The following is a 19,887-nucleotide window of genomic DNA, read 5'->3' on the forward strand; positions in this document are numbered from 1 at the left end:
ATCTCCCTGGCTAGCAACGCAGAGCGGACCGCCTCAGCCCCCAAAGTGCTCGCATTCAGGTTATCGTTAGAATCATGTTCTACCTTTAGAACAATTCCAATCTAAGGAGATCCGATGCCTGCCAGATCGACCTATTCTGTTCCGCAACGCATTCTTCACTGGCTTATGGCCATCCTCATCTTCTTCAATCTCTTGTTTCCCGATGGCATGAACGCCTGGCGGCGTCTCGTGCGCCACGGGCAGATCCCGACGCCGGCCGATATCTCCAGCGCCAATATCCATGCCTATGCCGGGATCGCGATCCTGCTGCTGGCTATCGTGCGCCTTGGCTTGAGACTGGTGTCCGATGTCCCAGCGTTGCCGGACGGTCAGCCCGCGTTTCTGCACTACATCGCAAGTATCACGCATTTCCTGCTCTATGCACTGATCTTCGCAATGCCCCTATCGGGAATAGCCGCCTATTATTTTGGTATCGATACCGCCGCCTTCGTCCATGGCGGCCCGATCAAGACGCTGCTTTGGATTGTCGTCGTGCTGCACATCTTCGGAGCGTTTGCTCAGCACTTCTATTTCAAATCGGATGTCCTGCGACGTATGACAATCGGCTAGACCGTCCGCGAGATTGGCGGCTAAGCCGATTGGCCGCCAAAGTGCTTCTCGAAGGAGAAGAGAGCCGTCGGCAGTGCGCTGCCGCCTTCAAGCGCCAGGTCGGCGAGAATCTCGCCGACAACGCTCGTAAATTTGAAGCCGTGGCCGGAACAGGCCGACGAGACCACGACATTTGGCTGTCCTGGCATTGTATCGATTAGGAAATCCTCGCTCGGTAACATGGTGTAACGGCAGGTCGTCGCCCGCGCGCGAAACGATGCTGCCTCCGGCAAGCGCTTGCGGGCAAAGCCGTCAAGCAGATCGGTGTCGGCGTCATTGACCGGCGGATTGGGCATGGTCGGGTCGATCGGCTCCCTGAAATGCGCGTGGCGGCCGATTTTGACGCCATCGACACCGATGGCCGGGAAACCGAAATAGGAGCCGTCTGCCCCTTCGTCGCGCAAGAAACAGGGCATGCGCTGCGGCTCGGCGACGAAGCCACCCTTTGGCTGGTACCAGGCGACCACCTGCCGGATCGGCTGCGCATGCGCCTGCAATTGCGGCACCAGCTCGGCGATCCATGCACCGGTTGCCACGATCACCTTGCGAGCGCGATATCGTCCTGTCGAGGAAACCACCGTCACGCCTGCATCATCGGGCTCAATGGCAACAATGCGTTCGCCAAAATGCAGCACAGCACCATCTTCCGCCGCAAGCTTCAGATAGCCCATGACCGCCGCTTCCGGACGCACATACCCGCCCTGCGGATCAAGCAGCCCGACCTCGCCTTCCTCCAGCGCGAAGGCCGGAAAGCGGCGCTTCATGGCGTCACGGTCGAGTATTTCATGCGACAATCCATGCATATCGCAGGAGGCACGTGTGCCACTGACGATCTTGCTGCCGGGAGCGCCAATCTGCAGAACGCCGGTCACCGTCAGGATCTCGGCGCGCAACCGCGCCTCGAGCGAGCGCCAATTTTGATAGGCTCGTTTCAAGAGCGGGACATAGGACGGGTCCTCGAAATAGCCGAGGCGGATCAGACGGCTGTCGCCATGCGAGGAGCTGAGCGCATGAGCGGGGAAATGCGCCTCGATGCCGATTACCTTCGCACCGCGAGCGGCGGCAAAAGACACGGCAGCACTTCCCATCGCGCCGAGGCCGACGACGGCAACGTCGAATTCCGCAGGCATCTTATGCTCCAGTTTCATTTTTGGCAGGTGGCGCGACCTGAGCGATCATGTCCCGCAAGGCTTCCATATCCGCATTCAGCGGGCGATCGTCGCCATAGATCGGCACGCATGAACGAGCCGCCGTGTAGACACGTTCGGTTCCCGCCGCCCGTGTTCCCTGCGAGACGAGAAAATCGTGAGCCTGCGCCGCCGCCATCAGCTCGATCGCCAGGATGTATTCGGCATTGTCGAGGATGGTGAGCAGCTTGCCGGCGGCCGCTGTCGGATGGGCAAGGAAATCTTCCTGAAGGCCGGAGGTCAGGCCGCCATCAAGCGATGCGGGAGCGGCCAAGCGCCTGTTGTCGTTGCTGAGCGCGGCTGCCGTGTATTGCGCGATCATGAAGCCGGAATGGCTGCCGGGATCGCTCGCGAGGAAGGGCGGCAGGCCGCTGACCAATGGATTGACGAGGCGATCCGTCCGGCGCTCGCTCATGGCTGATATCTGAGCGATGGCAATCGCCAGGCTATCGGCGGCCTGTCCGAGGGCCGGAGCCACCGCATGCGCTTCGGAAGAGACGATCGGCTGTTCCGGCGTGCCCGAAACAGCCGGATTATCCGTCACCGAAGCCAGTTCCTGATCGACGATACGAGCCGTCTGCTCGAAGACATCCCAGGCTGCGCCATGCGCGTGGGGGACCGACCGCAGGCTCAAGGCATCCTGTGTCCGCCGGCCAAGAGCCGCAGCGACGAGGCCGCTGCCATTCAGGCGGTTGCGCAGGCTGCGGCCGACCTTGGCAATGCCTGCCGATGGGCGTAACGCCAGCACGTTTTCGTCGAAAGCCGCCATCTGGCAGCCCACGGCCTCCAGCGTCAGGGCGGCAATGGCATCGGCCCAATCCAGCAGGCGGTCGGCGCGGGAGACGGCGAGCGCGGACAATCCGGTGGCGCAGGCCGTGCCGTTCACGAGGCTCAGGCCTTCCTTGGCGCCGAGCACCAGGGGGCTGAGGCCAATTGCTGCAAGCGCCTCGGCGCCGCTCATCGACTTGCCCTTCACGATAGCTTGGCCCTCGCCGATGAGGACGAGCGCCGTATGGGCATTGTGCGTGAGATAGCCGGCAGAACCCTTGGACGGGATTTCCGGAATGCAGTCATGTTCCAGAAATGCCGCAAGGTGGCGGACGATCTCGGGCCGGACGCCGGAATGGCCATGGGCGAAATTGGCGATCTGCGCCGCAATGATCGAACGCACCTCGCGCGCCGGCAACAAGGGACCGACACCGCAGGCATGGCTGAGGATGATGTTGCGCGACAGCCGGCTCTGCGAGTCTCGATCAACAACCGTATCGGACAAGGCGCCGACGCCGGTATTGATGCCATAGGCGCGCACGCCCGTTTCGACGATACGCTCGACGATACGGCTTGCCTGGACAACTCGTTCCCAGGCAACATCAGAGAGAGACAAAGGCTCACCGGCACCGACGCGCGCGACGTCGCGCCAGGACAATAGCTTGTCGATGGTGACGGTCATTGCCCGTTTCCGAAATGACCGATGAACTGGCGGAAGGCTGGCGACGCGCCGCCGCCGAACATCTCGTCCGGCGTGCCGCTGCTTTCGACAAGGCCTTCCTTCATGAAGACGACCCGGTTGGAAACGTTGCGAGCAAAGCTCATTTCGTGGGTCACGACCAGCATCGTCGTACCTTCCTCGGCAAGCGAGCGCATGACGCGCAGCACTTCACCGACAAGCTCGGGATCGAGCGCCGAAGTCGGCTCGTCGAACAGCATCAGCTTCGGCTTCATGGCAAGGGCGCGTGCGATCGCCGCACGCTGCTGCTGGCCGCCGGAGAGATGGGCGGGATAGGCGTGGCGCTTGTCGGCAATGCCGACCTTCTCCAGCAGCGCTTCGGCCTCGGCAATGCATTCAGCGCGTGGACGCCTCAGAACGTGAACCGGACCCTCGATCACATTCTGCAAAATGGTCATGTGGGACCAGAGATTGAAGCTCTGGAACACCATGCCGAGTTCGGAGCGGATATGATCCACCTGCTTGTGGCTCGCCGGATAGCTCTTGCCATTCTTGTGAACCATGCGGATCTGCTCGCCATCCACCCAGATCTCGCCATCGGTGGCGATTTCGAGGAGGTTGATGCAGCGAAGGAAGGTCGATTTGCCCGAGCCGGAAGCGCCGAGCAGCGAAATCACATCGCCATCCTGAGCATCGAGGGAAATGCCGCGCAAGACTTCATGAGTACCGAAGCTCTTACGGATGTTGCGGACGGAAAGTCGGGTGACACCTGGCATGATTTGCCTGCTCCAGTAAGCTTTAGGCCTTCAGCGCCGGCGGGATCGCACGGCGATGGCGGGACAGAGAATATTCCAGCAGGGCCATGGCCTGCAGAATGACGAAATTCAGCACAAGGTAAATGATCGCGGCGCAGATGAAGACTTCCATCGTGCGATAGGTCTGCGAGATGAGCCGCTGGGCGACGCCCGTGACCTCCCAGACCGTGACGAGACTTGCGAGCGCCGTCGACTTCATCATCAGCACGATCTCGGTCGAATAGGCCGGCAGCGCGTGGCGAAAGGCGATCGGCGCAATGATGCGGCGAACGAGCAGGAAGCCAGACATGCCGATGGCGCGCGCCGCCTCGATCTCCTTTGGCGAGACGGCACGGATGCCGCCGCGAAAAATCTCGGCCGAATAGCCGGCGGTGCAAAGTGCCAGCGACAGGATCGCGCAGACGACCGGTTCACGCAGGAACGGCCAGAGGAATGAGTAGCGGATGATCGAGAATTGCGCCAAACCGTAGAACACCAGGAACATCTGGATCAGCAGCGGCGAGCCACGGAACACGAAGATGTAACCCTTGGCAAAGCCGGACAGGATCGGATTGCCGCTGACGCGCATGGCGACGATGACAAGCGCAAGAATGCCGCCACACAGAATCGACAGGAAGAACAGCAGAAGCGTCATCGGCACTGCTTTCAGCAGCGTGACCATCGTGCTCGAGAGAAAATCGAAATCCATATCTTCCTCCTCAAGCCTGGCCGATCGTCGCAGCCGGCATGCTGCGATTGGCGCGTCGTTCGGCCTTGTTGAAGATGCGGTCCGACAGGCTGGTCAGGACCAGATACAGAATGCCGCCGGCGATGAAAAAGAGGAAATATTGGCGCGTAGAGCCCGCAGCCACCTGGCTGGTGCGCATCAATTCCGCAAGGCCGGTCACCGAGATCAAAGCGGAATCCTTGAGGCTGAGCTGCCAGACATTGCCGAGGCCGGGAATGGCGAAGCGGAAGACCTGCGGAATGATGATGCGGCGAAGACGCAAGCCACGATGCATGCCGATTGCAGACGCCGCCTCAAGCTCGCCTTTGGAAATGGCGAGATAGGCACCACGAAAAACCTCTGCCTGATACGCGCCGGAAATGATACCGACGGCGAGAGCACCCGCGGCAAAGGACGGCAGGCCGAGAAAACCCTCGTAACCAAGCCATTTGCCGATCGATGTCACAGCCGACGAACCGCCGAAATAGATCAGATAGATGATCAGAAGCTCGGGAACACCGCGGAAGACTGTCGTGTAGATATTGCCGAGCGTCTTCAGCACCAGGCTTCCGGAAAGCTTCGCGAAAGCAATGATCGCACCCAACACGGCCCCGATGGCCAAAGCCGTCGCCGTGACGGCGAGCGTCATCAAAGTGGCCACGAGCAGCAGCGCGCCCCACCCGTTCGAGCCGAAGCCCAGCAATTGCAAGCTTGCCATAGATCCAATCCCTGTCTGTGGCAGTTTCAGGCGTCAGGATATCATGCGGTCCCCGGCAGCAAAGCCGGAGACCGAAAATAGCGGCCCGCAGGCCGCACGGATCATTCCGGGCTGACGTCGACCTTGAACCACTTCATCGACAGGGTCTTGATGGTGCCATCTGCAAGTGCAGACTTGATCGCCTCGTTGAACTTGTCGCGCAGATCGGTATCGGCCTTGCGGATGCCCAGGCCTTCGCCCTCGCCCCAGATGGAGCCGGCGATTTCCGGACCGGTGAAGGCAAGCGAGTCGTTGGCGCTGGCAAAGGCGTTCGCGAAGTAGACGGCATCGTCGAAGCCAAGATCGATACGGCCATTCTGCAGATCAAGATCGCGGTCGGCGCCGGTCTTGTATTCGCGGATCGTGGCGATCGAGCCGAAATTGTCATAGACGAACTTGGCATAGACGGTTGCGGCCTGGATGCCGATCGTCTTGCCCTTGAAGGCTTCCTTCAGGACGTCGATTTCTTTGACGCCGGTCTGGCCGGGGGTCATCTTGATCGTGGCGCCGGTGCCTGCAGCATTTGCAAGCGGGCTATCCTTGGCGGTCGCGAAGGCGGCGGGCGTTGCAGCGTAAGGAATGGTGAAGCCGATGACCTGCTTGCGCTCGTCGGTGATCGAGAGAGCATCCATGATGACATCGAACTTGCCGGCGTTCAGCGCCGGGATCATGCCGTCCCAGTCGGAGGCGACGAGCTTGCAGTCGATCTTGGCGCGTTCGCACAGAACCTTGGCAAGCTCCGGCTCGAAGCCGCCGAGCGTGCCATCGGCATTTGTCATGTTCCAGGGGGCGTAGGCACCTTCCAAGGTGATCGTCGCCGTCTTCCAGTCCTTGGCGACAGCCGGAGCCGCAAACGCGGCGGCAGCCATGACGCCTGACAAGAGAATTGCACTGAATTTCATTGTGTAGAGCTCCTCTGAGGTTGAAACAGGCCTTGCAGCACTTCCTACCGATCTTCGCCGGCTTGCCCGCTTTCCCAATTAAATTTTTAGGGTTGATTGCGAGGTTGTATAGGGTACCATATGTGATAATTTATGATATGCAAGTGGGAAAGTTGTTTTCGAGGCAGATTCACCCGGTGCGAAGGGAATAGGCAATGAAGCGTTCCGGCGAGATGAAACGCGAACTGGCGGAAAATGATGCCGCACCTCTCTATGCCGGCGTCAAGCAGATGATACTCGACCGCATTCATAGTGGCGAGTGGCCGCCCAAATATCGCGTTCCCTCCGAAAACGAACTGGTGGTCGAACTTGGCGTCAGCAAGATGACGGCCAATCGCGCACTGCGGGAACTGGCCAATGAAGGCGAGCTTGTCCGCATTCAGGGGGTCGGCTCCTTTGTCGCCGAGCGCAAGGGCGCATCGGCCCTGTTCGAGGTTCGCAACATCGCCGAGGAAATCGCCGAACGCGGCCATTCCCACCAGGCAACCGTCATTGTCCTTGCCCAGGAAGCCGCCTCGCCGGACGTCGCCGACGCACTGGAACTCGGCATCGGATCACCGGTTTTCCATTCGCTGATCGTGCATAGCGAGAATGGCGTGCCGGTGCAGATCGAGGACCGGCATGTCCACCCAGACGCTGCACCCGACTACCTGCAGCAGGATTTTACCGACATGACGCCGAACGCCTATCTCTCGGCTGTCGCTCCGCTCAGCGGCTCAGAACATGTCGTCGAAGCCGTCATGCCGCAGGCCTGGGAATGCAAGCTGCTGACGATCCTGAAAACCGAACCCTGCCTGACGATCTGGAGACGCACATGGTCGGCGCGCGGCATCGTCTCTACGGCACGGCTGGTTTATCCAGGACATCGCTATCGGCTGGAGAGCCAAAGCGGCAAGCCATCGGACCGCTAGTTGTATATGGAAGATATGAGCATTCATTTGCTCTGCGAAAGCACGGTGGATGCATAAGGTCGACTGGCTTAATGTGCTGCGGGCAAATTACGACGCCTGCAGCATGCACTCCATGAACAATGCACCCAAAAGCAGACCTGATACCGTCGCAAGCACTTTCAAGATCGCACGCTCGATCCGCAGACACTTCTGCGGCAGGATCAACGCGAGCGCCTCGCTTGCAGCTGCGACCAGTATGCACGCAAGAGCAATGATGCGGCGGTCTTCGGGGTAAGCCATGACAAACAGAAATCCCAAAAGGCCGAACGGGATGACGCTGTCGATGCTCGCCATTGCCATGAACGGATACTTCGCCCCGACCGGGACGACCGTGGTCACAACGATCAGGCCGAGCACGGTCCAGGCAAGGGCGTAGGCGAGTAACGTAAGTTCCATACGAAATCATAACAACAAGCCGCGAGTTTTCAAGCTACGTGGCACGGCGTGCCTGCGCTTCCGTTCGGCTCGACTGCCTGATGGCCGATCCCCGCGCAAGAGAACCAAAATGGCTCGTTATATCGGCCATGGCCGCCAGCGCGATTGACAAAGCTCTGCCATATTGGATGTATCGGCGATGTGGTCCGTCGGCTAGCGGCCGTGCGCTCCTACCGACATCTTTTGCAAATGAGATAGGGTCCAACGATGTCTGACACAAATCCCGCGGCGCAGCCAGCCACCTGGCGCATCGTGCTTGCCGCCATCTTTGATTTCCTGACCGCCTTCCTGGTTTTCGGCTACATTATTGCATCTGTCTTCGGCGGCAAGACGGCGGACGGCTTCCAGCTCAATGGCCTGCCGGCGCTGCTGCTTTTCGTTCTGATCGTCGCCTATTTCATCCTGTTCAATCGCTTCCTGGGCGGCACCCTATGGAAGCGCATATTGCGTGCGCGCCGCTCATAACAGGCCGGTTACGAGCGGCAACCTTTAATGTGCCTATCAGAGGCTGCTCAGCAACAAGCTGGTCTCGCTGTTCGCAACACCATCGATCATCCGCACCTCGCGCAACACGCGGTCGAAGTCGGACAGGCTGGTCGCACGGATATTGGCGACCAGGTCCCAATTGCCGTTCGTCGTATGCAGCGAATAAATTTCGGGCAGGCCCCGCAGCCTACGAATGACCTGCGTCGTCGATTTCCCGACGACTTCGATCATCATGACGGCGTGAACGGTTTGCTCTTCATAGTCTTCCCGGACCCTTACGGTGAAGCCGAGCAGCGTGCCCGTATCGATCAACCGATCCAACCGGTTCTGCACCGTGCCGCGCGCCACACCCAAGGCATCCGACAGTTTGGAGAGCGAAGCACGGCCATCGGCGCGCAGATGAGCGATGATACGCCGGTCGAGGTCATCGGGAATATATTTGGCGAGCGTCATCGCGCGATCCTGATCTTGTCCATTTCGTCAAAAATTATGGGTAATTTGTACAAAGCCATGCCAAAACTGGCACAGTTTTGCGATTTCAGTCAATCGATCCGCTTGGTACCCTAGGGCAAATGATTTCCATCGAGGATACGAGAATGTCCGCACCGCTCCCATCGGAAAGAGCTTTCATTCCCTTCGTCAGCGTCGAGAACATGATGCGGCTCGTCCATCATGTCGGCATCGAAACCGTGCTTATTGAACTCACGGATGCCATCGAAGCCGACTTTCGCCGCTGGGACCAATTCGACAAGACGCCCCGCGTCGCCTCCCACTCGCATGACGGCGTCATCGAACTGATGCCGACCTCGGATGGGGCGGTCTACAGCTTCAAATATGTCAACGGCCATCCGAAGAACATGGCACAGGGACTGCAGACAGTGACGGCCTTTGGCCTGCTTGCAGAGGTTTCGACTGGCTACCCCGTGCTTTTGACCGAGATGACGCTGCTGACGGCGCTGCGCACGGCGGCAACCTCGGCGATGGCGGCAAGACATCTGGCGCCTGCCAATTCGCGCCGCCTCACCCTGATTGGCAACGGCGCACAGGCTGAGTTCCAGGCACTGGCGATGAAGGCGGTTCTCGGTATAGAGGAAGTCCGCCTCTACGACATCGACCCGAGAGCGACGGAAAAGACAGCGCGCAATCTTGCGAAGACCGGCCTGAAGCTTGTGCCCTGCACCTCGGCTCAAGCCGCCATCGAAGGCGCCGATATCATCACGACCTGCACGGCCGACAAGCAGTATGCCACGATCCTCACCGACAACATGGTCGGCGCCGGCGTCCACATCAACGCCATCGGCGGCGACTGCCCCGGCAAGACGGAGCTCCACCGCGATATCCTGCTGCGCTCCGACACCTTCGTCGAATATCCGCCGCAGACCCGCATCGAAGGCGAAATCCAGCAGATGGACCCGGATTATCCGGTCACCGAACTCTGGCAGGTCGTGAGCGGCCGCGCCAAAGGCCGCAGCAGCGACAGGCAGATCACGCTGTTCGACAGCGTCGGTTTCGCGATCGAGGATTTTTCCGCCCTGCGTTACGTCCGCGAAAAGCTCGCCAGCACGGACTATTTCCAGAAACTCGACATCATCGCCGACCCGGACGATCCGCGCGATCTCTTCGGCATGTTGCAGCGCGCAGGGTAAGGAAACATCCATGCCGGCAGCCTATTCGACGCAGGCACCTGCGGCCGTGGTCATGATTCGTCCACACCATTTTTCCGTCAACACCGAAACGGCAGCCGATAACAGCTTCCAGCTTCCCTCCGACGCAGGCGACGATCTCGCATCCAAGGCCTTCGACGAGATCACGCGGGCTTCGGAAACGCTCGAGGGCCATGGTGTCGTCGTTCATCTGTTCGAAGACAAGGGTACCGATACGCCCGATTCGGTCTTTCCCAACAACTGGTTTTCGACCCATGCTGGCGGCCACGTTGCAATCTATCCGATGAAAGCGCCGAGCCGGCGCCGCGAACGGCGTGGCGACATCATCGAGATGTTGAAGCAGCGTTACCGTGTCCAGGATGTTGTCGATTATTCCGGACTTGAACCGGATGGGCTGTTTCTCGAAGGCACCGGCGCGATGGTGCTCGATCACATCGACCGTGTCGCCTATGCCGCGCGTTCCGACCGAACCGATCCGATCGCCCTCGAACGCTTCTGTACCCACTTCAATTTCGAGCCGATGGTGTTCGATGCCCGCGACGATAACGCCGTACCGATCTATCATACTAACGTATTGATGTGCGTCGCGACCTACTTTGCGATGATCGGAACCAGCATGATGACCGATGACCGGAGGCGCGACGAAATCGTCGCCCGTCTGGAGCGTTCCGGTCGTGACATCGTACATCTGACCAATGCCCAGATCGCCAGTTTCGCCGGCAATGCCATTGAGCTTCAAGGCAAGGAAGGCCGGATACTCGCGCTTTCGACGACTGCGCTGGTCGCACTTAACGATAAGCAGCGAACGGCAATCGAAAAGCATGCCAAGATCGTTGCCCTCGATATTCCCGTTATCGAACGCGCCGGCGGCTCGGTGCGCTGCACCTTGGCAGGCATCCATCTCACCCCACGCGGCTAGGCCCACAAAGGCAACGAATGGATACAACAAAGGCGGCCAAGCTTTGGCCGCCTTTGCACTAATTCGCCAAGGCGATTTCAACCCTTGCCGACTGAAGCGGCAATTTGCGGTTCCCGCACCTTGCCATTCAAAGAGAAGGCCAACAGCGCCGACAGTAGCATCAGCGCGCCGACGATGAACATCGGCAATTGATAAAGGCCGGTCGCATCCTTGACGACGCCAGTCACATAGGGCGCGGCAAAGCCAGCAATGTTGCCGATCGTATTGATCAGCGCGATGCCGGCCGCGGCCGCCGGTCCGGTCAGGAAGCGTGACGGAATGGCCCAGAAGTTCGGCAGAGCAGAAAAGATCGCGCAGGCCGTCAGGGTGATCATGACGATCGTCGCTTCTGGCGAGCCCATATAGAGTGCTGCCGGAATGCTGAAGGCACCAACCAGAGCCGGAATGCCGATGTGCCACGGCCGCACACCGCGCCTGGACGCATCACGGCTCCAGAAGAACAGGGCAAACGCCGCCGGCAGATAGGGAACGGCTGTGATCAGCCCCTTGTCAAAGACATCGAACTTCGTGCCGAATTTCGTCTCGAAACCGGCAATGATCGTCGGCAGGAAGAAGGCCAGCGCATAGAGGCCATAGATCAGCCCGAAATAGATGACCGATAGCAGCCAGACGCGGCCATCCGTCAAGGCGAGACCGGTCATCTTGCCATGCACGGCCGCCTTGGCCTTTTCCTCGCCGGCGAGCTCCCGATTCAGCCAATCCTTCTCGGCCTGCGTCAGCCATTTTGCGTCATCGGGCCGATCAGCAAGATAGAACCAGGTGATGATACCGACGATGACAGCCGGAACGGCAACCCCGAAGAACATAACACGCCAGCCCTCCAGACCGAAGAGACCATGCATCTGGATCAGCATCGCCGCGAAGGGCGCACCGATGACCGTCGTGAGCGGCTGGGCGAGATAGAACAGGGCCAGGATCTTGCTGCGATGCTTGGCCGGCACCCACATGCTCAAGAACAGGATCGCCCCCGGGAAGAAACCGGCTTCAGCAACCCCGAGCAGGAAGCGCAGCACATAGAGCTCCGTCGCGCTTGATACCCAGGTAAAGAGCAGCGCAACAATGCCCCAGCTCACCATGATGCGGGCAAGCCAACGGCGCGCACCGTATTTATGGAGCGCGAGATTGCTCGGGATTTCAAGAACGATGTAGCCGAAGAAGAAGATGCCGGCAGCAAAACCGAACTGCGCTGCCGTCAGCGCCAGGTCCGTCGTCATGCCATTCGGCCCGGCGAAGGAAATCGCCGTGCGGTCAAGGAAGTTGATGAAGAACATCAAGGCGATAAACGGCACCAGCCGCTTCGACACCTTTGATATGGCCGAGCGCTCGACCTGTGACATTTCCTGATTACCGGGCTGCAATGAAAATCCCTCCCCCCGTGCTGAAATCCTTACGACGCAGCGATCCGCTTGCGTTGATGACAGAACGGAAACTCCGACTTCCCTTCCAGCTCCTGCCTTCGGCCGCATACGCCCTCGAATAGCCTTGATCTCTAACGGGATGGACAAGCCGCAAGCAAACGATTTAATCTCCCGATCATGTGAGGAAAAATCACATCACGAGACAGCGGAATCGAAAGAATGAGCGGCCCTCTTCCATCCTTGAATGCCCTTAAGGCATTCGAAGCGACTGCCAGGCACCGGTCGATGACATTGGCCGCAGACGAACTCTGCGTCACACATGGCGCGATCAGCCGGCATATACGCGGGCTCGAGGAGACGTTGGGCGTCATCCTCGTGACCCGCCGGGCGCATTCGACCGAGCCGACCCCGGAAGGACTGCGTCTGGCGGAAGGGCTGGCGAGCGCCTTCGGCCTGATGCAGGCAAGCGTCGAGCGTGTGCGCCCGAGCCCGCTGACGCTGTCCTGTTCTTCCTCGATCATGATGGGCTGGATCATTCCGCGCATCGGCCAGTTCCACGAGCGCCATCCGCACATCGCCCTTCAGTTCAACATGAACTACGACCAGATCGACTTTGTCCGGGACAAGATCAGCCTCGCCATCCGCTCGAGCGTCATCGATCCCCCGAAGGATGCGATCATCCGGGAGCTCGGCGGCGAGGCCATCGGCCCTGTCTGTTCGCCCGAATATCTGAGCCGCTCTGGCATTTTGCGTCCCGATGATATGGAACATGCATCGATCCTCTCCACGCAGACACGACCGCAAGCCTGGAGTGATTGGCAGGCCATAGCCGGACAGGCGGATCTGCGTCTGACGCCGCAAGCGGCCTTCGACCATTTCTATCTGCTGATCCAGGCGGCGGCATGCGGGCTCGGCATGGCGGTCGTGCCGCAGATGCTCGTGCTCGATCAGCTGGCGTCGGGCCGGCTTGTGGCACCTTTCGGTTTCCTGCCGGGACCGCGCCGCATGGTGCTCTGGATCGCACCGCACATTGCCGGAAGGCCCGATGCCCTGGCGCTCGAAAGGTGGCTGACGGCCGAAATGCATGCAAGGCCCGACACCTGACCGCCGCAAGCGGATCGGCAACAGATCGATGCTCATCCAAAGTCAAAACGAGCGGTTTACTGAGACTTGCGATCGCGACGAACGATCTACTATAGTATCTACTATGTTATTTAAAATACTTTGAAATCAGCGAATTTTCTCTCTGCACTCCGCGACAGGGAATATGCTATGAGTCCTCGCGAGCGTGGGCGGAACCAAAGCATCCTTTAGAGGATGACTGTCGCTCAAGAGAGGATGCATCCTGAATATCGTGCCCGAACTGGCAAGTCACACCAACGAGATGGCAGCGCTTATCTCTGGCTTCGACTGGGCGGCGACCAGTCTCGGTCCAAAATCGGCATGGCCCCCATGTCTGACCGCCGCCGTCGATATCATGCTCTCCGCGCGAGCCCAGATCGTCATGTTCTGGGGCGAGGATTTTGTTGCGCTTTACAACGACGCCTATGCACCGACGATAGGCGACAAGCATCCCCACGCCTTGGGGCACCCTGCACGGGAAAACTGGGCCGAGCTCTGGAACGACCTCGAACCGCTTTTGCGCTCCGTCCTTCACGACGGCCAGACCGTCGTCGCCAAGGATCGCCCCTTCTACATCGAGCGCTACGGCTATCCCGAAACGGTCTACTTCGACATTTCCTATTCGCCTGTTCGCAATGCGGACGGCAAGGTGCTGGGCGTCTTCTGCATTGTCAATGAGACGACGGAGCGTGTTCGTTCCGAACAGATATTGCGCGAAAGCGAGGAACGGATCCGCGCCGTCATTTCCCAATCCGCGACGGGAATGGCCCAATGCGAACTCGATGGCCGCTTCATTCAGGTGAATGGGCGCTTCTGCGAGATCGTCGGCTACTCCGAAACCGAGCTTCTCGGCATGCGGATGGACGACATCACCTACCCGGACGATCTGCGCGAGAATAGGCGCCTGTTCGAGACGATGATGGCGACCGGCGAGAACTTCGAGATCGAAAAGCGCTATATCCGCAAGGACGGCAGCCTCGTATGGGTTGCAAACGCCGTTTCCGGCCTGCGGGATGGTTCCGGACGCATCCAGCGCGTCGCCGGGGTGGTCACGGACATCACCGAACGCAAGCAGGCACAGCAAATCGAACGGCGTCTGGCAGCCATCATCGCCTCGTCGGACGACGCGATCCTCAGTATCGATCTCAACATGGTGATCAGAAGCTGGAATACCGGTGCGGAAAGGCTTTACGGCCACTCCGCCGAAGAGGCCGTCGGCAGATCGGTCACGATGCTCCTCCCAGATGACCGAAGCGAAGAAGAAACGACGATCCTCGCCCGGATCCGCGCAGGTCAGAGGGTCGAGCCCTATGAGACGAAGCGGCGCCGCAGGAACGGCGAACTTGTCGACGTCCTGCTCAGCGTCTCGCCGATCTATGACACCTATGGCCGGATCGTGGGAGCCTCGAAGACCGCCCATGACATCAGTGCGAAGAAGGAAGCTGAACGCCTGCAGACGGTGCTGGTCGGCGAGCTCAATCACCGCGTCAAGAATGTGCTTGCGACCGTCATGGCCATCGCACGTCAGACCCTCGGGCGCGATGATGTCGACAAGGCATCCGTCGAGACATTCGAAGCGCGGCTCTCCTCCATGGCGCGCGCCCATGACCTGTTGATCCACGGCCAATGGGAGCAGGCGGAATTGACCGCCGTCATCGCTCAGGCGCTTTCACCCTATCCGAAGGACAGGTTCGAAATTTCCGGGCCGGCGATCAAGCTTGCGCCGAGAGCCGTCGTTTCCATATCGCTTGCGCTGCATGAGCTTGCGACGAATGCCGCCAAATACGGTGCGCTTTCAGTGGCGGATGGCCGTGTTGCGATCACCTGGTCCGTGGAAATGGGCGAGACCGACCAGCTCAAGCTGCGTTGGCAGGAATCGGGAGGGCCGGTGGTAAACACCCCGACCCGCAAGGGCTTCGGCTCCCGCTTGATCGAAAGCCTGCTGGCGGCGGAGTTGAATGGCAAAGTCCATGTCAGTTACGAGCCCAGCGGCTTGATCTGTGAGGTCGACGCTGCAGCAGGCATAGGCTGGGACCAAGCCCGCGATACGGCAAAATAGCGTCCTCGATAGGCCGAAACAATCTCGGCCTATTCAACGCAGGCTCTTCGGCCGCGTCGCCAGTACATTGCGGATCGAGAAACTCGAGTGGATTCGCAGCACTCCCGGCATGGTCGACAGAATATCCTTATGGATGCGCTCGAAATCGCCGGGATTGGCAACCTCGACACGCAACAGATAATCGGAGCCGCCCGTCATCAGAAAGCACTCCTTGATCTCGGGGTGTTTACGTACCGCTGCCTCGAAGCGATCGAGGTGTTCCTCCGTTTGCCGTTCGAGCGTGATGTTGATGATGACGGCGATCGATGCCTCCGCCTGGGAGGTGTCCACCAGCGCCGTATAGCCCCGGATCACGCCCGCCTGCTCCATCAGTTTGATGCGCCGCAGGCAGGCCGATGGCGACAGCCCCACCTCGCTTGCCAGCTTGGCATTGCTGACGCGAGCGTCGAGGCGAAGCAGGCGGAGAATATTGCGATCGATCGCATCGAGAGCGGCCATGTGGATTCTTTCAAAAATTCGCAGATCGTTTCAATATCAACGTAATTACACAATAATCAATCACAGTTTGGCGAGCAATTTCACGATCCTTTCAATACTCTTGTTTTGAAAGACGAGGGCGAACATGGACGGCGGCATTGTGGATTCCCGAGCGCTGAAATTGGCGATCGACAACGGAGCGTGTGGTTATCTGACGATCGATCTGGCCGCGCTGTGCCGGAATTACGACAAGCTATCCGCCGTCGTCGTGCCGGCGAAGACAGCTGCCGTGGTCAAGGCCGATTCCTATGGGCTTGGCGCCAGCCAAGTATCGAAAGCGCTCTATGCGCGCGGTTGCCGCCACTTCCTCGTCGCCCACTTCATCGAGGCATTGCGGCTGCGTCCACAGCTCCCGGGCGACGCAACGGTCTTCGTGCTGAACGGCCTGCTGCCCGGTAATGAGGCCACCTGCGCCGACGGCGGCATCGTGCCCGTCATCAATTCGCTCGATCAGCTGCAGCAATGGTCGCAGACGGCGCGGTCTCTTCAGTGCAGGCTGCCAGCGGTTCTGCAATTCGATACCGGCATGTCGCGGGTGGGTATCCCGCCGGAAGACAGAAGCGCCGTCGCTGCTCATCTGCAGACATCGGACGACATCGACATTCTCTTCATCATGAGCCACCTCGCCTCCGCAGACGAGGCCGGCAGCGGACAAAACGCCGACCAGCTTGCCGAAATGCGCCGTGTCGCAGCGAAGTTTCCGCAGTACGATGTTTCGTTCGCAAACTCCGGCGGCATCTTCCTCGGCGGCGATTTTCACGGTGTGCTAGCGCGGCCGGGTATCGCTCTTTATGGCGGCGCGCCCACGAGCGGCGTTACCAACCCCATGGAAGCTATCGTCAGGCTTGATGTCGCCGTCGTGCAGACGCGGACCGTTCCGGAAGGCGCGCGTGTCGGCTATGGCGGCGTGCATGTCACGAAGCGCCAGACCCGGCTTGCGACGATCGCCGCCGGTTATGCCGACGGCCTTCCGCGCAGCCTCAGCGATCGCGGTGCAGTCTATTACAACGGCGTGCGCCTGCCGATCGTCGGCCGTGTGTCGATGGACAGCACAACGATCGATATCAGCGCTCTGCCCGAAGGCACTCTCTCCTTCGGAAGCATGGTGGAAGTTCTCGGAGATCATCAGACACTGGATGATCTTGCGCGGGATGCCGGCTTGATTTCCTATGAAATCCTGACCAGTCTCGGCCACCGCTTCCACCGTCAATATCGCTGATCTTCCAAAGCTCAATTCTCTGAGGACATCATGAAAGTCGTCGTTCTGGGTGCCGGCATTATCGGCGTGACGTCAGCCTATCAGCTCGCCAAGGCGGGTCACGAAGTCACGGTCATAGACCGACAGCAAGGGCCGGCGCTGGAAACGAGTTTTGCCAATGCCGGCGAGGTCTCGTTCGGCTACTGCTCGCCCTGGGCTGCTCCCGGCATTCCGATGAAGGCGATCAAGTGGCTATTCATGCACCACGCGCCGCTGATCCTGCGTCCGAAGGTCGATGGCGCCATGCTGTCATGGCTCGTCAAGATGCTGTCGAACTGCACCTCGGAACGCTATGCGATCAACAAGAGCCGGATGCTGCGCCTTGCCGATTACAGCCGCATTTCGCTGGCTGAGGTTCGCGAGGAGACGGGTATTGCCTATGACGAACGCATGCAGGGCACGCTGCAGCTCTTCCGCACGCAACAGCAGCTCGACGCATCGGCCAAGGACGTCAAGGCCCTGGCGGCCGATGGTATTCCCTATGAAGTGCTCGATCCCGACGGCTGCATTCGGGTCGAGCCGGCACTTAAGCATGTGCGCGGGAAGATCGTCGGTGGGCTCCTGACGCCGAAGGACGAGACCGGAGATTGCTTCAAATTCACCAATGCGCTTGCGGCGAAGGCGGTCGATCTTGGCGTCCAGTTCCAGTACGGCACGACGATCAAGGGGCTCGACGTTGAGGGCGGGCAGGTGCGCGCCGTCATGACCGACCGTGGGCGCATGGACGCCGATGCGATCGTCGTCGCACTTGGCAGCTATTCGCCGCTCCTATTGAAGCCGCTCGGCATCAGCCTCTCCGTCTATCCGGTCAAGGGTTACTCGCTGACGATCCCGATCACCGATGCCTCGCGCGCGCCGGAATCGACGGTCATGGACGAGACCTACAAGATCGCGATCACCCGCCTCGGCGATCGCATCCGCGTCGGCGGTATGGCTGAAATCTCCGGCTATACCAATGATCTCGGCCTTCCCCGCCGGCAGACACTCGAACACTCCGTCACCGATCTCTTCCCCGGCGGCGATGTCGCCAAGGCTTCCTTCTGGTCGGGCCTGCGACCGATGACGCCGGACGGCACGCCCGTCATCGGGCCAACGAAGATCAAGGGATTGTTCCTCAATACCGGCCACGGCACGCTCGGATGGACCATGAGCTCCGGCTCGGCGCGCGTCATCAGCGATCTCGTCAGCGGCCGCAAGCCGGATATCGACGCGACCGACCTCGCGATAAGCCGCTATGCCTGACAAGCAGGATTTTCGCTAAGCGTATGAGAAAAGCGGCGGGCCTATTGCCCGCCGATTTCGATCAATGCCGCGGAATTCGTGGCAGGAAGATCGTGAACAACCCCAAGAGCGGCAGGTACGAGCAGATCGTGTAGACGAAGGGAATGCCGCGCGCATCGGCGAAATCGCCGAGCCAGGCCGCGCCAAGTCCGCCGGCACCGAAGGCAAAGCCGAAGAAGATACCGCCGATCAGCCCGACGCGGCCGGGGATCAGCTCCTGCGCAAAGACCACGATCGCCGGGAAGGCCGAAGCCAGCACGAGGCCGATGATGACCGTCAGGACGCAGGTCCAGAACAGGTTCGCATAGGGCATGAGCAGCGCAAATGGGATGACGCCGAGGATCGAGAACCAGATCACGAAGCGCGCACCCAGACGATCGCCGACCGGGCCGCCCATGATCGTGCCAACGGCGACGGAGCCGAGGAAGAGGAACAGCATCAGCTGCGCGTCGCGGACATCGAGATGGAACTTGTCGATGACGTAGAAGGTGAAATAGCTCGATATGCTCGCCATGTAGACGTTCTTCGTTGCCGTCAGCAGGATGAGGATTGCAAGCGCCCACATCGCCTTGTTGCGCGCGATCGGCAAGGCGCGGCTCGGTGCCGGACGCGCCGATTGCTGGCGACGATGATTGATGAACCAGTTGCCGACCCAGCTCAAAACGATGAAGCCGATAACAGCAAGCACGGAAAGCCAGGCGACGCTCTTCTGGCCGTGCTGCAGAACAAAGAATGCAGCGATCAGCGGCCCGATCGCCGAACCGGCATTGCCGCCCAGCTGGAAGAGCGACTGCGCCAAGCCGTGGCGACCGCCCGACGCCAGACGGGCAACGCGAGACGCCTCCGGATGGAAGATGGCAGAGCCGAAGCCGATCAGGCTTGCAGCGATCAGAAGTACGCTGAAACTGCTGGCGTAACCGAGCAGCAGCAGGCCCGCAAAGGTGCTGACCATGCCGGCCGGCAGCGAATAGGGCATCGGCCATTTGTCGGTAACGATGCCGACCACCGGCTGCAGCAGCGATGCCGTGATCTGGAACATCATCGTCAGCAGGCCGATCTGCACGAAATCGAGCGCATAATTCTCCCTGAACATCGGGTAGAGCGACGTCAGCAGCGATTGCATCGTGTCGTTCAGCAGATGGCACGTGCTGACCGCCATGACGATCGACATCGTCGTCTTCTGATATCGGGCCTGCGCACCCGAAATTTCCGCAACCATGTGAGGAATCCTCCTGCGTCAGCGAGATTTGCCGACGA

The 19,887-nt window shown here is 60.0% G+C and carries 20 protein-coding genes; 9 read left to right on the top strand and 11 right to left on the bottom strand.

All coding sequences use genetic code 11. The features are described 5' to 3' along the window. Positions 1-114: 114 nt before the first annotated feature. Entirely contained in the window at positions 115-609 is a 495-nt protein-coding gene (locus tag AC13Q5_RS25345; RefSeq protein WP_488503581.1) for a cytochrome b, read from the top strand. A 20-nt stretch (positions 610-629) separates the two neighbouring features. Here the strand turns inward: AC13Q5_RS25345 and solA are convergent, their stop codons facing one another. The 6 genes from solA to AC13Q5_RS25375 form a co-directional block, all read right to left on the bottom strand. Then, positions 630-1,778 (bottom strand): N-methyl-L-tryptophan oxidase, encoded by a 1,149-nt coding sequence (solA, locus tag AC13Q5_RS25350; RefSeq protein WP_488503582.1) that lies wholly within the window; start codon positions 1,776-1,778, stop codon positions 630-632. Between the two features lies 1 nt (position 1,779). Next, on the bottom strand, positions 1,780-3,285 hold the full coding sequence (locus tag AC13Q5_RS25355) for an HAL/PAL/TAL family ammonia-lyase (protein WP_488503583.1): 1,506 nt from the start codon (positions 3,283-3,285) through the stop codon (positions 1,780-1,782). Then, positions 3,282-4,058, bottom strand: coding sequence for an ABC transporter ATP-binding protein (locus AC13Q5_RS25360; protein WP_488503584.1), 777 nt, complete (start codon positions 4,056-4,058; stop codon positions 3,282-3,284). Before AC13Q5_RS25360 ends, AC13Q5_RS25355 begins: the two co-directional genes overlap by 4 nt. Positions 4,059-4,080: 22 nt before the next feature. Further along, positions 4,081-4,785, bottom strand: a complete 705-nt coding sequence (locus AC13Q5_RS25365; RefSeq protein WP_075856139.1) for an ABC transporter permease — start codon at positions 4,783-4,785, stop codon at positions 4,081-4,083. Positions 4,786-4,795: 10 nt separating this feature from the next. After that, positions 4,796-5,521: an ABC transporter permease gene (locus tag AC13Q5_RS25370; protein ID WP_075856138.1), complete on the bottom strand. Its 726-nt coding sequence runs from the start codon at positions 5,519-5,521 to the stop codon at positions 4,796-4,798. 101 nt (positions 5,522-5,622) lie between these two features. Next, complete coding sequence (locus tag AC13Q5_RS25375) at positions 5,623-6,462, bottom strand: transporter substrate-binding domain-containing protein (RefSeq protein ID WP_075856137.1); 840 nt, start codon at positions 6,460-6,462, stop codon at positions 5,623-5,625. Between the two features lie 194 nt (positions 6,463-6,656). Here AC13Q5_RS25375 and hutC point away from each other — a divergent pair, with 194 nt between their 5' ends. Next, positions 6,657-7,412 (top strand): histidine utilization transcriptional repressor HutC, encoded by a 756-nt coding sequence (hutC, locus tag AC13Q5_RS25380; RefSeq protein ID WP_457878076.1) that lies wholly within the window; start codon positions 6,657-6,659, stop codon positions 7,410-7,412. 87 nt (positions 7,413-7,499) lie between these two features. Here hutC and AC13Q5_RS25385 read toward each other — a convergent pair whose 3' ends face one another. Beyond that, a complete protein-coding gene (locus tag AC13Q5_RS25385) occupies positions 7,500-7,847 on the bottom strand; it encodes a hypothetical protein (protein ID WP_488503585.1) in 348 nt (115 codons plus the stop codon). A 246-nt stretch (positions 7,848-8,093) separates the two neighbouring features. Between AC13Q5_RS25385 and AC13Q5_RS25390 the strand changes: the two genes are divergently transcribed. Continuing rightward, a complete protein-coding gene (locus AC13Q5_RS25390) occupies positions 8,094-8,351 on the top strand; it encodes a hypothetical protein (RefSeq protein WP_075856134.1) in 258 nt (85 codons plus the stop codon). A 36-nt stretch (positions 8,352-8,387) separates the two neighbouring features. On the opposite strand, the gene AC13Q5_RS25395 is transcribed toward AC13Q5_RS25390, so the two are convergent. After that, complete coding sequence (locus tag AC13Q5_RS25395) at positions 8,388-8,825, bottom strand: Lrp/AsnC family transcriptional regulator (protein WP_075856133.1); 438 nt, start codon at positions 8,823-8,825, stop codon at positions 8,388-8,390. 143 nt (positions 8,826-8,968) lie between these two features. Here AC13Q5_RS25395 and ocd point away from each other — a divergent pair, with 143 nt between their 5' ends. Then, entirely contained in the window at positions 8,969-10,018 is a 1,050-nt protein-coding gene (ocd, locus tag AC13Q5_RS25400; RefSeq protein ID WP_488503586.1) for an ornithine cyclodeaminase, read from the top strand. A gap of 10 nt (positions 10,019-10,028) precedes the next feature. Further along, positions 10,029-10,955, top strand: coding sequence for a citrulline utilization hydrolase CtlX (gene ctlX / locus AC13Q5_RS25405; protein WP_488503587.1), 927 nt, complete (start codon positions 10,029-10,031; stop codon positions 10,953-10,955). A gap of 77 nt (positions 10,956-11,032) precedes the next feature. On the opposite strand, the gene AC13Q5_RS25410 is transcribed toward ctlX, so the two are convergent. Then, a complete protein-coding gene (locus AC13Q5_RS25410) occupies positions 11,033-12,352 on the bottom strand; it encodes an MFS transporter (protein ID WP_488503664.1) in 1,320 nt (439 codons plus the stop codon). A 240-nt stretch (positions 12,353-12,592) separates the two neighbouring features. Between AC13Q5_RS25410 and AC13Q5_RS25415 the strand changes: the two genes are divergently transcribed. Both AC13Q5_RS25415 and AC13Q5_RS25420 read left to right on the top strand, forming a co-directional pair. Beyond that, positions 12,593-13,477 (top strand): LysR substrate-binding domain-containing protein, encoded by an 885-nt coding sequence (locus tag AC13Q5_RS25415; protein ID WP_075856130.1) that lies wholly within the window; start codon positions 12,593-12,595, stop codon positions 13,475-13,477. Positions 13,478-13,757: 280 nt separating this feature from the next. Then, positions 13,758-15,554, top strand: coding sequence for a PAS domain S-box protein (locus AC13Q5_RS25420; protein ID WP_488503665.1), 1,797 nt, complete (start codon positions 13,758-13,760; stop codon positions 15,552-15,554). 33 nt (positions 15,555-15,587) lie between these two features. Here the strand turns inward: AC13Q5_RS25420 and AC13Q5_RS25425 are convergent, their stop codons facing one another. Then, a complete protein-coding gene (locus tag AC13Q5_RS25425) occupies positions 15,588-16,052 on the bottom strand; it encodes an Lrp/AsnC family transcriptional regulator (protein WP_457878074.1) in 465 nt (154 codons plus the stop codon). Between the two features lie 124 nt (positions 16,053-16,176). Between AC13Q5_RS25425 and alr the strand changes: the two genes are divergently transcribed. Both alr and AC13Q5_RS25435 read left to right on the top strand, forming a co-directional pair. After that, positions 16,177-17,310: an alanine racemase gene (gene alr / locus AC13Q5_RS25430; RefSeq protein ID WP_488503588.1), complete on the top strand. Its 1,134-nt coding sequence runs from the start codon at positions 16,177-16,179 to the stop codon at positions 17,308-17,310. Positions 17,311-17,340: 30 nt separating this feature from the next. Then, positions 17,341-18,591, top strand: a complete 1,251-nt coding sequence (locus AC13Q5_RS25435) for a D-amino acid dehydrogenase (RefSeq protein ID WP_488503589.1) — start codon at positions 17,341-17,343, stop codon at positions 18,589-18,591. Between the two features lie 61 nt (positions 18,592-18,652). On the opposite strand, the gene AC13Q5_RS25440 is transcribed toward AC13Q5_RS25435, so the two are convergent. Further along, positions 18,653-19,849 (bottom strand): MFS transporter, encoded by a 1,197-nt coding sequence (locus AC13Q5_RS25440; RefSeq protein ID WP_488503590.1) that lies wholly within the window; start codon positions 19,847-19,849, stop codon positions 18,653-18,655. Positions 19,850-19,887 lie beyond the last annotated feature (38 nt).

The organism is Martinezella sp. CNPSo 3964 (assembly GCF_057784375.1).

What these genes read in the sequence shown, in the direction of transcription:
- solA (WP_488503582.1), bottom strand. Translation starts at nt 1,778, where the DNA reads ATGCCTGCGGAATTCGACGTTGCCGTCGTCGGCCTCGGCGCGATGGGA.
- AC13Q5_RS25355 (WP_488503583.1), bottom strand. Translation starts at nt 3,285, where the DNA reads ATGACCGTCACCATCGACAAGCTATTGTCCTGGCGCGACGTCGCGCGC.
- AC13Q5_RS25390 (WP_075856134.1), top strand. Translation starts at nt 8,094, where the DNA reads ATGTCTGACACAAATCCCGCGGCGCAGCCAGCCACCTGGCGCATCGTG.
- AC13Q5_RS25370 (WP_075856138.1), bottom strand. Translation starts at nt 5,521, where the DNA reads ATGGCAAGCTTGCAATTGCTGGGCTTCGGCTCGAACGGGTGGGGCGCG.
- ocd (WP_488503586.1), top strand. Translation starts at nt 8,969, where the DNA reads ATGTCCGCACCGCTCCCATCGGAAAGAGCTTTCATTCCCTTCGTCAGC.
- AC13Q5_RS25365 (WP_075856139.1), bottom strand. Translation starts at nt 4,785, where the DNA reads ATGGATTTCGATTTTCTCTCGAGCACGATGGTCACGCTGCTGAAAGCA.
- AC13Q5_RS25360 (WP_488503584.1), bottom strand. Translation starts at nt 4,058, where the DNA reads ATGCCAGGTGTCACCCGACTTTCCGTCCGCAACATCCGTAAGAGCTTC.
- AC13Q5_RS25415 (WP_075856130.1), top strand. Translation starts at nt 12,593, where the DNA reads ATGAGCGGCCCTCTTCCATCCTTGAATGCCCTTAAGGCATTCGAAGCG.
- AC13Q5_RS25395 (WP_075856133.1), bottom strand. Translation starts at nt 8,825, where the DNA reads ATGACGCTCGCCAAATATATTCCCGATGACCTCGACCGGCGTATCATC.
- AC13Q5_RS25425 (WP_457878074.1), bottom strand. Translation starts at nt 16,052, where the DNA reads ATGGCCGCTCTCGATGCGATCGATCGCAATATTCTCCGCCTGCTTCGC.
- AC13Q5_RS25420 (WP_488503665.1), top strand. Translation starts at nt 13,758, where the DNA reads ATGGCAGCGCTTATCTCTGGCTTCGACTGGGCGGCGACCAGTCTCGGT.
- ctlX (WP_488503587.1), top strand. Translation starts at nt 10,029, where the DNA reads ATGCCGGCAGCCTATTCGACGCAGGCACCTGCGGCCGTGGTCATGATT.
- hutC (WP_457878076.1), top strand. Translation starts at nt 6,657, where the DNA reads ATGAAGCGTTCCGGCGAGATGAAACGCGAACTGGCGGAAAATGATGCC.
- AC13Q5_RS25375 (WP_075856137.1), bottom strand. Translation starts at nt 6,462, where the DNA reads ATGAAATTCAGTGCAATTCTCTTGTCAGGCGTCATGGCTGCCGCCGCG.
- alr (WP_488503588.1), top strand. Translation starts at nt 16,177, where the DNA reads ATGGACGGCGGCATTGTGGATTCCCGAGCGCTGAAATTGGCGATCGAC.
- AC13Q5_RS25435 (WP_488503589.1), top strand. Translation starts at nt 17,341, where the DNA reads ATGAAAGTCGTCGTTCTGGGTGCCGGCATTATCGGCGTGACGTCAGCC.
- AC13Q5_RS25385 (WP_488503585.1), bottom strand. Translation starts at nt 7,847, where the DNA reads ATGGAACTTACGTTACTCGCCTACGCCCTTGCCTGGACCGTGCTCGGC.
- AC13Q5_RS25345 (WP_488503581.1), top strand. Translation starts at nt 115, where the DNA reads ATGCCTGCCAGATCGACCTATTCTGTTCCGCAACGCATTCTTCACTGG.
- AC13Q5_RS25440 (WP_488503590.1), bottom strand. Translation starts at nt 19,849, where the DNA reads ATGGTTGCGGAAATTTCGGGTGCGCAGGCCCGATATCAGAAGACGACG.
- AC13Q5_RS25410 (WP_488503664.1), bottom strand. Translation starts at nt 12,352, where the DNA reads ATGTCACAGGTCGAGCGCTCGGCCATATCAAAGGTGTCGAAGCGGCTG.